The 13,037-nt window shown below is 62.2% G+C and carries 9 protein-coding genes; all 9 read left to right on the top strand.

Features of this window, described 5'->3' with window-relative positions; all coding sequences use genetic code 11:
• Positions 1–74: 74 nt before the first annotated feature.
• The 9 genes from uxaC to KY494_RS09340 all read left to right on the top strand — a co-directional run bounded on the left by uxaC (position 75) and on the right by KY494_RS09340 (position 13,033).
• Entirely contained in the window at positions 75–1,469 is a 1,395-nt protein-coding gene (gene uxaC / locus KY494_RS09380; RefSeq protein ID WP_219890741.1) for a glucuronate isomerase, read from the top strand.
• A gap of 19 nt (positions 1,470–1,488) precedes the next feature.
• The gene (locus tag KY494_RS09375; protein ID WP_219890740.1) at positions 1,489–3,087 is read left to right on the top strand and encodes a UxaA family hydrolase; all 1,599 of its coding nucleotides are present in this window, start codon (positions 1,489–1,491) and stop codon (positions 3,085–3,087) included.
• 11 nt (positions 3,088–3,098) lie between these two features.
• Positions 3,099–4,526, top strand: a complete 1,428-nt coding sequence (locus KY494_RS09370) for a tagaturonate reductase (RefSeq protein ID WP_219890739.1) — start codon at positions 3,099–3,101, stop codon at positions 4,524–4,526.
• 145 nt (positions 4,527–4,671) lie between these two features.
• Positions 4,672–5,967 carry an MFS transporter gene (locus KY494_RS09365; protein WP_219890738.1) on the top strand — a complete coding sequence of 432 codons (1,296 nt, stop codon included), beginning with the start codon at positions 4,672–4,674 and terminating at the stop codon, positions 5,965–5,967.
• A 118-nt stretch (positions 5,968–6,085) separates the two neighbouring features.
• Positions 6,086–7,357, top strand: a complete 1,272-nt coding sequence (locus KY494_RS09360) for a porin (protein ID WP_219890737.1) — start codon at positions 6,086–6,088, stop codon at positions 7,355–7,357.
• A 147-nt stretch (positions 7,358–7,504) separates the two neighbouring features.
• Complete coding sequence (locus KY494_RS09355; RefSeq protein WP_258194921.1) at positions 7,505–9,571, top strand: glycoside hydrolase family 28 protein; 2,067 nt, start codon at positions 7,505–7,507, stop codon at positions 9,569–9,571.
• Positions 9,572–9,673: 102 nt separating this feature from the next.
• Complete coding sequence (locus KY494_RS09350; protein ID WP_219890735.1) at positions 9,674–10,609, top strand: sugar kinase; 936 nt, start codon at positions 9,674–9,676, stop codon at positions 10,607–10,609.
• Between the two features lie 67 nt (positions 10,610–10,676).
• Complete coding sequence (locus tag KY494_RS09345) at positions 10,677–11,399, top strand: GntR family transcriptional regulator (RefSeq protein WP_219890734.1); 723 nt, start codon at positions 10,677–10,679, stop codon at positions 11,397–11,399.
• A 104-nt stretch (positions 11,400–11,503) separates the two neighbouring features.
• On the top strand, positions 11,504–13,033 hold the full coding sequence (locus KY494_RS09340) for a methyl-accepting chemotaxis protein (protein WP_219890733.1): 1,530 nt from the start codon (positions 11,504–11,506) through the stop codon (positions 13,031–13,033).
• The last annotated feature ends 4 nt before the right edge of the window (positions 13,034–13,037 follow it).

Genomic DNA, 13,037 nt, shown 5'->3' with positions numbered 1-13,037 from the left:
TCAGAGTGCGCCAGTTTGGTGCCACGACAAAACATAGCGCGAGACCCATCGCGCGCAGCAAGGAGATAGCTACGATGACCGAGTTCATGAATCAGGATTTTCTTCTCACCACTCAAACAGCGCGCAAGCTTTACCACGAAGTGGCGGCCGACCTGCCCATCATCGATTACCACTCGCATTTGCAGCAGGGCGAGATCGCCAGCCGCAAAACATTCCGCAACATCGCCGAGCTGTGGCTGGCTGGCGACCACTACAAATGGCGCTTGATGCGCACGGCCGGCGTAGCCGAGGAATTCATCACGGGAGAGCGCTCGGACCAGGAAAAATTCCGTGCTTTTTGCAAGGTGCTGCCACTGGCCATCGGCAATCCAATCCACCACTGGAGCCACCTGGAACTGCGCCGCATCTTCAATATCGACTTGCTGATCAACGAAGCCAATGCGGACGCGATCTGGGAACAGGCCAACGATATGCTAGCAACGATGGATACCTGGTCGCTGCTGGAACAGGCGGGCGTGGAAATCGCCTGCACCACCGACGATCCGGCCGACGACCTGCTGCAGCATGCTGAAATCGCCGCCTCCGGCCTGAAGACGCGCGTCCTGCCCGCCTACCGTCCGGACAAGGCCATGCGCATCAACCAGCCGCGCTTCCCCGAGTACCTGCAGCGCCTGAGCGCAGTGGCCGATGTTCCCGTCACCTCGTTTGCCTCGCTGATCGCCGCGCTGGCCGTGCGCGTGGAATTCTTCCACTCGCGCGGTGCGCGCATCTCGGACCACGCCGTCGACGTGACCTTGCCCGTGCAGGCGGCCAGCGCCGAGGAACTCGAAGCGCTGTTCGCCAAGCGTCTGCAAGGCACCTTGCTCAGCGACGTGGAAAACGGCCTGTACCTGCGCGGTCTGTTAGAGGCGATCGGCCGCGTGTATGCGAACTATGGCTGGACCATGTGCCTGCACATCGGCGCGCAGCGCAACAACAACGACCGCATGCGCGGCTTGCTGGGACCGGACACGGGTTACGACTCGATCTCCGACATGAGCTGCAGCGCGGGTCTGGCATCGCTGCTCAACGCGCTGGACCTGGACGACCGCCTGCCGAAGACCATGCTGTTCTGCCTGAACCCGAACATGAATGAAGTGTTGTCGACCATGGTGGGTAACTTCCAGGACGGCACGGTGGCAGGCAAGCTGCAGTTCGGCCCGGCCTGGTGGTTCAACGACCACAAGGAAGGCAATCTGCAGCAACTGGTCGGCTTCGGCAATCACAGCGTGCTGGGCGTGTTCGTCGGCATGGTGACCGATTCGCGCAGTTTCGCGTCCTATCCGCGCCACGACTACTTCCGCCGGCTGGTATGCCGCCAGATCGGCGAATGGGTGCACGGCGGGGAATACCCGAATGATTTCGAGGCGCTGGCCACCATCGTGCGTGGCATCTGCTACGAAAACGCCCAGAAGTATTTCCAACTCTAAGCCGCCGCCAGGAGCTGTCATGCAAAAAGTATTGTGCATCCATCCCGACGACGACATGCTGGTCGCCTTGTCAGACCTCGCCGCTGGGGAAGTGGTGAACTGGGAAGGCGAGTCCATCCTCATCAGCAGCGCCGTAAAAACCAAGCACAAGCTGGCCCGCCGCGCCTTCGCTACCGGCGATATCCTGCGCCTGTACGGCGTCCCCGTCGGCAAGGCCACGGTGGATATCCGCCGCGGCGAAGCCGTCACCACGGAAAACCTGCACCATTACGCGGCCGAAGTGGAGCTGGAACCGCAAGCGCCCTACACCTGGACGCCGCCCGACGTAGCGCGTCTCGAAGGCGCCACCTTTTCTGGCGTGGTACGCGCCGACGGCAGGGTTGGGACGGCCAATTACTGGCTGATCTTCCCTCTGGTCTTCTGCGAAAACCGCAACGTCGAACACCTGCGCAATGCGCTCGAAGCGCCACTCGGCTATACGCGCAACGACCTGGCTTCATTCACCCTGTCCTTGCTGGGCGAAGACATGGAGGCGCCGAAACCTGTCGTGCGTCCCTTCCCGAACCTGGACGGCGTGCGCATCATCACGCACAACGGCGGCTGCGGTGGCACGCGTGCCGATGCACGCTCGCTGTGCAAGATTTTATCGGCTTACGCCGACCATCCGAACGTGGCGGGTATTACGGTCTTCAGCCTGGGCTGCCAGAACGCGCAGATCGCCATGTTCCAGGAAGCGCTGGCCAAACAGAACCCGCATTTCGACAAGCCCTGCCTGATCTACGAGCAGCAGAAATGGGATAGCGAAGACGCCATGATGAAGGCCGTGCTGACGGATACCCTGGCGCAATTGAGGGAAGCGAACAAGGTGCGGCGCCAGCCGGTGCCGCTGTCGCACCTGAAAATCGGCGTCAAGTGCGGCGGTTCGGACGGTTTTTCTGGCATTTCCGCCAACCCTGCCATGGGTTTGGTGTCGGACATGGTAGTGGCCGTGGGCGGTTCGTCCATCCTGGCCGAATTCCCTGAACTGTGCGGCGTCGAGGCCAACCTGATCGAGCGTTGCGAAAACGACGACGACAAGCGCCGTTTCCTCGGCCTGATGCGCGACTTCGAGGCGCGTGCCGAAGCGGTCGGCACGCATTTCGCCGATAACCCCAGCCCCGGCAACATCCGTGACGGCTTGATCACGGACGCGATGAAATCGGCTGGCGCGGCAAAGAAAGGTGGTACCTCGCCCATCGTCTCTGTACTCGACTACGGCGAGCAAAGTCCGAAACCAGGTTTGTCTCTGCTGTGCACGCCGGGTGGCGATGTCGAATCGGTGACGGGCATCGTGGCCTCAGGCGCCAATGTAGTGCTGTTTTCCACGGGTCTGGGCACGCCGACGGGCAATCCGATCGTGCCGGTGCTGAAGATTTCCAGCAATACGCGGGTGGCGAAAAAGCTGTCGGACCTGATCGACTACGACTGCGGCCCCGTCATCGACGGCACGCCATTGCCGGACGTAGCCAACGGCCTATTCGACATGGTGGTGGCGACCGCCGGCGGCCAGTACCAGGCCAAGGCCGACCGCCTGCAGCAATACGACTTCATCTTCTGGAAACGCGACATTTCACTGTGAACGACATTCCCATGCAAGCATTGCGCCGCAGTACACCGTTCGACCTGCCGATTAAGATCCTGCAATTCGGCCAGGGCAATTTCATGCGCGGGTTTTTTGACTGGCAGGTCGACCTGCTCAACGAACGCAGCGGCTTGAACGCGGGCGTGGTGGTGGTGCGTCCGCGTGGCGGCAGCGGCTCGCCCCTGCTCGACGTGCAGGATGGCTTGTTTACCACCGTCGTGCGCGGCCTCGATGAAGCGGGCCAGCCCGTCAGCACCTGCCGCACCATCTCTTGCGTGCAGCGCGAAATCAACCCGGCCAGCATGTATGGCGACTACCTGGTGCTGGCCAGCCTGCCCGAACTGCGCTTTATCGTTTCGAACACTACCGAGGCGGGCATCGTCACCAACGACAGCGATGCGTTTGACGCCGCGCCGCCATCGAGTTTTCCCGCCAAGCTGGCACGCCTGCTGTTCGACCGCTACGCGTATTTTGAGGGCGACCGTACAAAAGGCGTGGTGCTGTTGCCGTGCGAACTGATCGAACAGAATGGCCCGGCTTTGAAGGCGGCCGTGCTGCACTTCGCCCGCCTGTGGCAGCTCGACGCGGGCTTTGCCGACTGGCTCGACAACGCCTGCGTCTTTTGCTCGACCCTGGTCGACCGTATCGTCACCGGCTATCCGCAGGACGCCGCCGCCATCGAGGCGGAACTCGGCTATCGCGACCAGTTCATGGTGGCCGCCGAATACTACTACCTGTTCGTCATCGAAGGCCCCGCATCGCTGGCCGATGAATTGAAGCTGGCGGGCGCGAACCTGAATATCTTGCTGGTCGACGACATCACTCCCTACAAGAAGCGCAAGGTGGGCATCCTCAACGGCGGCCATACGGCGCTGGTGCCCGTGGCCCTGTTAGCTGGCCTGGAAACCGTGGGCGAGGCCGTCAACGACGCGCAAGTGGGCGGCTATCTGGCTGACACCCTGGCGCAGGAAATTATTCCGGCCTTGCCACTTCCGCAGGATGAATTGCAGCAGTTTGCGCGCGACGTGCTGCTGCGCTTCCGCAACCCTTACATACAGCACCGCTTGGCGTCCATCGCCCTCAACAGCTGGAGCAAGTTCGCCGCTCGCATCGCGCCGCAGTTGCTGCGCTACGTGGAGTTGCATGGACGACTGCCGCAACGCCTGGTGCTGGCGCTGGCCGCCACCATGCTGCTGTACCGCGGCGACGTCGTCGCCTTGTCCGACGATGCAGCCAGCCTGACGTGGTTCAGGCAGAACTGGGCCAATGTCGATGCCGGCCGCCTGAGCTTGCAGCAACTGGCGCAGGACTGGCTGGCGCAGGAAAACGTGTGGAGCCGTGACTTGAACGCGGTGCCGGGCCTGGCGAAAGCCGTGGCCACGGCCTTGCAAGATATCGCGTCGCAGGGTATGCGCGGCGCCTTGCAGGCACTGTAAAACAGAAAAACTGGACCGCAACAGCAATACCGCAACACAGCAGCACCCATAAAAACCGAGGCCGAAGGCACTTCCCCAGGAGGGCTGAACGGCCCAAAAAGTGGCGGCGCAACGGCGCCGCCTTGGATGGATAGAGGGAGACAACATGACTAAAATACGCGGCATGCGCTGGTGGATGGTCGGTCTGGTCACGGCCGGACTGATCGTCAATTACCTGGCACGCAATACCTTGTCGGTGGCGGCGCCAACGATGATGAGTGAACTCAATATCACCACGCAGGAGTATTCGTACATCGTGGTGGCGTGGCAGGTCTGCTATGCGCTGATGCAGCCCATCGCCGGCTATGTGATCGACGCCATCGGCACCAAGCTTGGCTTCGCAGTCTTTGCGCTGGCCTGGTCGGTGGCCTGCGCCTGTGCGGCGATGGCCACGGGCTGGCAAAGCATGGCGCTGTTCCGCGGCATGCTGGGCCTGACCGAGGCGGCTGGCATTCCCGCTGGCGTGAAGGCTACCACCGAGTGGTTCCCGGCCAAGGAGCGCTCGATCGCCATTGGCTGGTTCAATATCGGGTCCTCGATCGGCGCCCTCTGCGCACCGCCGCTGGTGGTGTGGACCATCCTGCACGGCAGCTGGCAGATGTCCTTCGTTATCGTCGGCGCCATCGGCATCGTCTGGACGGGACTGTGGCTGGCCTTCTACAAGCATCCGCGCGACCAGAAGCTGTTGACCGACAAGGAGCGCGACTTCATCCTGGAAGGCCAGGAGCAGAGCGACGCGTCTGGCAACGGGGTGGCGCCGAAGGCGCGCTGGCACCAGATCGTGCGCAGCCGTAATTTCTGGGCCATCGCCATCCCACGCTTCCTGTCGGAGCCGGCCTGGCAAACTTTCAATGCCTGGATCCCTTTGTACATGGCCACCGAGCGCCACATGAACATCAAGGAAATCGCCATGTTCGCCTGGCTGCCGTTCTTGGCCGCCGACATCGGCTGCGTGTTGGGCGGCTACCTGAGCCCGTGGTTCCACAAATACTGGAAGGTATCGCTGTTCACCTCGCGCAAGCTAGTGGTCATCGTCGGTGCCGTCTGCATGATCGGCCCAGCCTGTATCGGCCTGGTGGCCAGTCCGTATGCGGCCATCGCCCTGCTGTGCGTGGGTGGCTTCGCTCACCAGACTTTATCGGGCGCGCTGTACTCGATCACCTCCGACGTTTTCGGCAAGAACGAAGTGGCCACCGCTACAGGACTGGCCGGCATGTCCGGCTACCTGGGCGCCACCATTTTCACGCTGGTGTTCGGCGTGCTGGTGACCCTGGTCGGCTACAGCCCCCTGTTCATGCTGCTGGCCATATTCGATCTGGTGGCCGCCGTCGTGGTGTGCATGCTGATACGCGAAAAGATGGCGCCAGCCGTATCGCTGGGTAAACCAGCCTTCAGCACCTGACGACCGGCACTCCCTGTTTCCCCCCGCTGTTTTCTGCACCACGCGGTGCGGCGGGGAGCTGTTTTTTTTTGATGTTTATACATATGCGCCAATCAAGGCGCGAGAAGAGGAGAAGCACATGACACCACTGAACAACCGTTGCACCCGCCGAGTCCTGGCGGCGGCGATCCTGGCGGCCTTGTCCGGCAGCGCGCTGGCTGAGGGCATCCTGGAAAATCGCCATGTCGAAACCCGCATCTACGGTTTCCTGAACGGCGAGATCGAATCGGTGAAAGCCGAAGGCGGCCCCACTCCCTACGGCAGCCGTGGCCGCGTCTCGGACGGCAATTCGCGCATCGGCTTTGCCGGCTCGATCGGCATCAAGGGCGACGTGCGCGGCCTGTGGCAGATCGAAGGCAGCCTGAACAACTTTGACGAAGGCGGCATCAATGGCCAGGGTAAATCGTCGACCATCGAATCGCGCAATACCTTCGTCGGTATCGAGAGCAAGCGCTTCGGCCGCTTCGTGATCGGCAATAACGATTCCGTCTACCGCAGCCTGGTCGGTTCGGGCGGCGCGCTGGGCGGCAACCTGGGTCTGACGGTGCAGGGTCTGGACGTGTGGAACAACACCTCGGCTCAGCTGAGCGGCAATGCCGACAGCCTGTTCGGCCGCGGCGAAGCGCGTTACAAGAATTCGGCGCACTACCTGACGCCGCAATGGAACGGTTTCCAGGCCGGTGCTTCCTACGGCTTCGATGAAGTACGCGATACCGGCGACGACCGCGCGCGCTATTCGCTGGCCGCCAAATATAGCATCGGCGCGTTCTCGATTGGCGCCGGCTACGACCGCCAGCAAAACACGGGCGTGGACGTGGAAAACCTGTCGAAGGGTTTCGGCATGCGCAATACCTCGGTGAGCGGCGTGAGCACCTCGTTCTACAAGGTGCTGGCGACCTACAAATTCCCGACCAAAACCTCGGTCGGCCTGGGCTTTGAGTCGGGCAGCTACGGCTACGCGCTGCAGTCGCTGCCGACGCCGGGCAATATCTACACGGCCCTGCAAACGGGCAGCATGAAGCAGCGCTCGGTAATGGCGTCGCTCACGCAGGAAGTGGGCTACGACACCACGGTGATGCTGGCCGCCGGCAAGCTGGGCAAGCTCGACAACACCACCTTTGGCCGCCCCGACGACTTCGGCGCCACGCAAGTATCGCTGGGCGCGACCTACAAGATCGACGAACAGTTCATGCCCTATGTGTACTTCACGCGCATCAACAACAAGTCGCAGCAAAACGTCAACTTGGGCCAGTCGCCGCTGCACAGCAACAAGGCGGGTACGGACGATGCCTTCCTGGCGCCCGGGAATTCGCCACGCGCCTTCGGCATCGGCCTGATCGCCCGCTTTTAAACCTTGTTTTCAAAAAGAAGCCGGCGCAAGCCGGCATACAGCGCGCCTCAGAGCGCGCTTCCATCAGGAGATACATTCATGAAGTCAGGTATCAAACAACTCAACACAGGCTGGACGCAGGCATGCGTCGCCCTGCCGCTGGCCGTCATGCTGGCCGCTTGTGGCGGCGGTGGCGACACCAAAGGCGAAAACGCTACCAGCTATAGCCCGGGCAGCGTGTTCCAGGTCGGCACCACGGCGTTCGATCCGGACCTGCCGGCCGAACCGACCCTGCCGAAAGACACGCAAGTGTGCGCCACGCTCGAAGCATCGCCGAACCTGGTGCGCCGTCCGGACGGCTCGCTGCCGCCGGAGGCCGATCCGTCGAAAGCGGGTGTGGGCGTCGCCGTCACCACGGCCACCGCCAATCCCGATCAGGCCCGCATTCAGGCTGCACTGGATGCTTGTGGTGCCGCGGTCGATGCCGAGGTGGGCGCGAAGATCGCCGCCGCGGACGCCGCCGCCACGGCCGCGCAAAAGACCGCCAACGTCAAGAACGTGAATATCGCCGGCGTCACGGGTGAGGAACTGGCCAAACCGGAATACCGCGGCAGCAAGTTCGCCGTGCGCCTGGTTGTCAACGGCTCGGGCGTGGGTGATGGCTTCATCAGCGGTCCGTTAACCCTGCCATCGGGCGTGACCCTGTGGATCGACAAGGGAGTGACCCTGTACGCCTCGCGCGACGTGACCACGTATTCGCCGAATCCGGCCGGTCCGTACTGTGGCAACACGGCTGTCAGCTCGACCAAGGCCGGCAGCTCGGGCAACTGCTCGGCGCTGATCAACGGTAACAATCTGGTCAACTCGGCAGTCATGGGCGATGGCTCGATCGACAGCCGCGCGTATGCGGAAATCATCACCACCAACAAGTTGTATCCGTTGATGAAGGTCGACATGACCTGCTCGAACACTTACGCCATGTATGCCACGGGAAAGCAGGCTCTTGACGGCGTGTCGTGCGATAACGGCGGCACCGTCGTGGACTCGAAATCGTCGGCACGCAACATGAGCTGGTGGGACCTGGCCTTCCTGGGCAACATGGTGCAGAACGGCGTGACTGGCACGGGTTCGCAGTCGAACTTCCGCATGATGGTGTTCAACTACGCGAAAAACCTGACCCTGTACCGCATCTCGCTCAATAACAGCGCCAACTTCCACGTCGTGCCGAGCGGCGTCGATGGCTTGACGGTGTGGGGCGTAAAAGTGCAAACGCCGACCCTTGCGGCCTTCGCCAATCCGGCCGGCAACGGCAACCCGCTGTACAACGGCGATACCTATAACGCGGACAACGTTAAAAATACCGATGCGTTCGATCCGGGCGCTGCCGGCAAGGCCATCTCGGGTAAGCTGGCCACGGGCAGCAAGACCACGTCGACGGGCGCCATGTCGTTTGACGGCTACCTGAAGAACTTCGTCTTTGCCTACAATTTTGTCAGCACAGGTGACGATGACGTGGCCCTGAAAGGTAGTGCAAATCCATCGCCGCCCGGATCTGGCCTTTTCGCCATCGACGGCAAGCGCGATGTGCGTTCGGACCGCAAGCACGGTATCGTGATCGCGCATAACCACATTTATTGGGGGCATGGCATTTCGGTCGGCAGTGAAACGAATGCGGGCGTGACCAACGTCGAGGTGTACGACAATTCGTTCACGCACTCGGAAGAAGGCTTGCGCATCAAGTCGGACTACGCACGCGGCGGCGAAGTGAGCAATGTCCACTACCGCAATATCTGTATCCGCGATGCCTTGAACGCGCTGCTGTTTACCACCTACTACAGCACCAAGGCGCTGCCGACGGCTGGTCCGCAATATCCGAACTTCCATGACATTACCCTCGATAATGTGCGGATCCTGGGCAATACGGCCATCAAGCTGCAGGGCTTCAAGGCCAATACGGGCGGTTTCGACAATCCGCAGTATCCTCTAGTGATGTCGTTGAATAACGTGGTGACGGATTCGCCGAACGGCACGACGATGACGTCGTCGGATGCAAACCTGACGATCAAGGGCACCAACCTGCCAATCTTCGCCAATGCCGCTGAACGCGTGACGGTCAGCGGCACGGCCACGCAGGCAGTGGACGTCGATAAAGTGGTCGATTGCAGTAAGGCATTCGTTGATTTCCCTGCCATCGGCCAGTCGAACTTGTTTGGCTCGACCTGGGACAAGAAATAAGCCTGCAGCACCTGCTCGAGTAGCACCGCGCCGCGCTGGCATCCAGAAAGATGGCTGGCGCGGCGCCGCTTTGAATTGATGAAAAATTGGGAGATTATCGCAATGCAAGCACAACAAACCGTTTTCGTCATCGGCGAATGCATGATCGAGTTGCAGCGCGCGGCCGGGGTGCAGGCCATGGCCTACCGCTTTGGCGGCGATACGCTGAATGCTGCGTTGTATCTGGCGCGCCTGGCTGATCCGCGCCGGCATGCGGTGGCGTACGTGACGGCGCTTGGCGTCGATGGCCTGTCCGACGACATGTGCGCCAGCTGGCAGGAAGAGGGCATCGATACGCGCTACGTACAGCGGCTGGGCGACAAGCTGCCCGGAATGTATCTGATCGAGACGGATGCGCACGGCGAACGGAAGTTTCATTACTGGCGCAGCGATTCGGCCGCGCGTCATTGGATGCGCGGGCCGAAGGCGTCTGCCATCTTGCAGCAGCTTGCCAATGCCCGCCACGTTTATCTGTCCGGCATCAGCCTGGCCATCCTGGCGCCGGCAGACCGCGAACTACTGCTGGCCACCCTGGCGCAGTGTCATGCACAAGGCGGCCAGATCATCTTCGATAATAACTATCGCCCGCGTCTGTGGGAAAGCGCCGATGCCGCCGCTTCCCTCTACCATCGCGTGCTGAGCTTGTCCTCCCTAGCGCTGCTGACGCTCGAGGATGAAGACGCCCTGTATGGGCCGGCCGATGTGGCCCAGGTCCTGGCGCGCACGCGCGCGCTGGGGGTGGCTGAAATCGTACTCAAGCAGGGAGCCCAGCCGTGCATCGTCAGCTACCAGGATACGGTGCAGGAAGTGGCTGCCGAGTCGGTAGCGCAGGTGGTCGACACCACGGCGGCCGGCGACTCGTTCGGCGCGGCCTATGTGGCGGCACGCCTGGCGGGCCAGCCGCCGGTAGCGGCGGCGCGTGCTGGACACCGCCTGGCCGCCCGAGTCATTGGCCAGCGCGGCGCCATCATCGCACGCACGGAAATGCCTGCCGGATGAACGCAGACGCGGTATCATCGAATACACTGTTTTTCCTGCCTAACTTTGCCGTATCTACACTCAGTCTATGAATTCGACGTCTCCTTTTACGCTCGCCGATGGCGAAACCGGTGTCAGTGCCGCCCGCCGCATCTATGGACTGCTGCGCCAGCGTATCGTCGACATGAGCATGCTGCCCGGCACCCGCATTGTCGAGAAGGATCTGGCCGATGAACTGGGCACCAGCCGCACGCCCGTCCATGAGGCAGTACAACGCCTGGCCGAAGAGGGCCTGATCGAAGTGCTGCCACGCGTGGGTACGTTTGTCGCGCGCATTCCGCTCGACTCGCTGGAGGAAGCCATGCTTGTGCGCTGTGCCCTGGAAACGGCCATCATCGAAAAGGCCACCGAAAGGGCGACGCCGGAAGGCATCGCCTGTCTGCGCGCGATCCTGGCGGCCCAGGCCGAGTGTATCGAACGCAACGACATCCGGGGATTTCACCGTACCGATGAGAATTTTCACGCGGCCCTGGCCGAGCTATCCGGCTATCCCGGCGTCTGGCCCATGATCCTGCAGGCGAAAACGCAGATGGACCGCTATCGCCAGCTGACTTTGCCATTGGAAGGGCGCATGAGCGACGTCATGGCCGAACACGCGGGCGTGGTCGAGGCTGTGGCCTCGGGCAATCCGCAGCATGCCGTCGCCGCCATGCGCAGCCATCTCGATCATGTGCTGCCGATGCTGGAAATTACCCGCAAACTGCGGCCTGAGTATTTCATTCCGCATCTCGCCGTCAAACCCAAGCGCTAGAACGCCGCTGCTCCGCCCTGCGCCCGCCCCTCACAACGGCGGGCAGGGACAGGCACGCCTGTCGTAGGCGATTGCCCGCGTTTGCGCACAACAAGGAACGCCCAATGAAAGTCTCGCAACGCCTGCTGTTACTCGTTGGCGCCGCACTGCTGGCCATGGCCATGCTAGGTGGCTCCAGCTTGCGTACGCTGCACAATGCCATGCTGCATGACCGCGAAGCCCAGATCATCAATATGCTCAAGATGGGAGAGCACCTGGCCGCGCACTACCATGCGCAGGAGCTGGCCGGCCGCCTGACGCGGGAGCAAGCCCAGGCAGCCGCAAAAGAAGCGCTGACCCAGCTCAATAACGACGGCAAGAGCTATTACTGGGCACGGCTGCCCAATGGTTTGAACCTGGTGCATCCGAATCCCAGGAATATCGGGGTGATCGCCGAGGGGGAGACGATGGATGGCCAACCCGATTCGCAGGCCTATGTGGAGGCACTTGCCCGCGATGAGGTCGGCCTGGTGTCCGTGAAAAGCAAGCGCGAGGGTCAGCTGGTGGCAAAGCTCAACGGCATCATCGCCTTCAAGCCATGGGGCTGGTGGATCGGCACAGGCTTCTTTAGTGACGATATCGACAATGCGTTCTGGCAGGCGGCACTGCAATCGCTGTGGTTTTTCCTGGCCGCGCTGGCAGTGATTTCGGCGCTGGGCTGGCAGGTGATTCGCAGCGTGCTCGGCGCCCTCGGCGGCGAACCGGCCTATGCGGGCGAAGTGACGCGGCGCATCGCAGGACGCGACCTGTCCACGCCGGTGGCGCTGCGCGTTGGCGATAGCAGCAGCTTGTTGCACAGCATCGCGCGCATGCAGCAGGATCTCGCCGGCACGGTACACCAGCTTCACGGCAATGCCTCGACGATCGCCACGGCGTCACAGGAAATCGCCAGGGGCAACCTGGACCTGTCGGCGCGCACGGAAGCGCAGGCGAGTTCACTGGAGCAGACGGCCGCCTCGATGGAGGAATTGACGGGCACCGTCAGCCAGAATGCTGGCAATGCCCAGCTGGCCAGCACACTGGCGGAAGAAGCCTGCAAATTGGCTCGGCAGGGCGGCACGGTGGTTGCGCGCATGGTCGATACCATGGATGCCATTCGCCTGTCGTCGGCGAAGATCGCGGAGATCACTGGCGTCATCGATGCCATCGCATTCCAGACGAATATCCTAGCCCTGAACGCAGCCGTCGAAGCGGCGCGCGCGGGTGAGCAGGGGCGCGGCTTTGCCGTGGTGGCCGGTGAGGTGCGCAGCCTGGCACAGCGGTCGGCCAGTGCAGCCAGGGAAATCAAGGATCTGATCGGCGCCTCGGGCACCCAGGTGCGGTATGGAGGCGAACTGGCAGGAGACGCGGGGGAGGCTATGCGCCACGTGGTCGACAGCATCGGCAGGGTGACCACATTGATGCTGGAAATCAGTACCGCCACGAAGGAACAGAGCCAGGGCATTGCGCAGGTTAACCAGGCCATCATTAGCATGGATGACGTGACACAACAGAATGCGGCGTTGGTGGAGCAGGCCGCCGCCGCCGCGCAGGCCATGCGGGACCAGGCACAGCAACTGCAGCAACTGGTGAGCCTGTTTAAGCTGGCAGGATAGCCAT

Source organism: Janthinobacterium sp. PAMC25594, assembly GCF_019443505.1.
Classification (GTDB): domain Bacteria; phylum Pseudomonadota; class Gammaproteobacteria; order Burkholderiales; family Burkholderiaceae_D; genus Janthinobacterium.
Note: the sequence above shows the minus strand (reverse complement) of the source record. Positions and strands in the feature narration are given on the sequence as shown.

What these genes read in the sequence shown, in the direction of transcription:
- uxaC (WP_219890741.1), top strand. Translation starts at nt 75, where the DNA reads ATGACCGAGTTCATGAATCAGGATTTTCTTCTCACCACTCAAACAGCG.
- KY494_RS09375 (WP_219890740.1), top strand. Translation starts at nt 1,489, where the DNA reads ATGCAAAAAGTATTGTGCATCCATCCCGACGACGACATGCTGGTCGCC.
- KY494_RS09370 (WP_219890739.1), top strand. Translation starts at nt 3,099, where the DNA reads ATGCAAGCATTGCGCCGCAGTACACCGTTCGACCTGCCGATTAAGATC.
- KY494_RS09365 (WP_219890738.1), top strand. Translation starts at nt 4,672, where the DNA reads ATGACTAAAATACGCGGCATGCGCTGGTGGATGGTCGGTCTGGTCACG.
- KY494_RS09360 (WP_219890737.1), top strand. Translation starts at nt 6,086, where the DNA reads ATGACACCACTGAACAACCGTTGCACCCGCCGAGTCCTGGCGGCGGCG.
- KY494_RS09355 (WP_258194921.1), top strand. Translation starts at nt 7,505, where the DNA reads ATGCTGGCCGCTTGTGGCGGCGGTGGCGACACCAAAGGCGAAAACGCT.
- KY494_RS09350 (WP_219890735.1), top strand. Translation starts at nt 9,674, where the DNA reads ATGCAAGCACAACAAACCGTTTTCGTCATCGGCGAATGCATGATCGAG.
- KY494_RS09345 (WP_219890734.1), top strand. Translation starts at nt 10,677, where the DNA reads ATGAATTCGACGTCTCCTTTTACGCTCGCCGATGGCGAAACCGGTGTC.
- KY494_RS09340 (WP_219890733.1), top strand. Translation starts at nt 11,504, where the DNA reads ATGAAAGTCTCGCAACGCCTGCTGTTACTCGTTGGCGCCGCACTGCTG.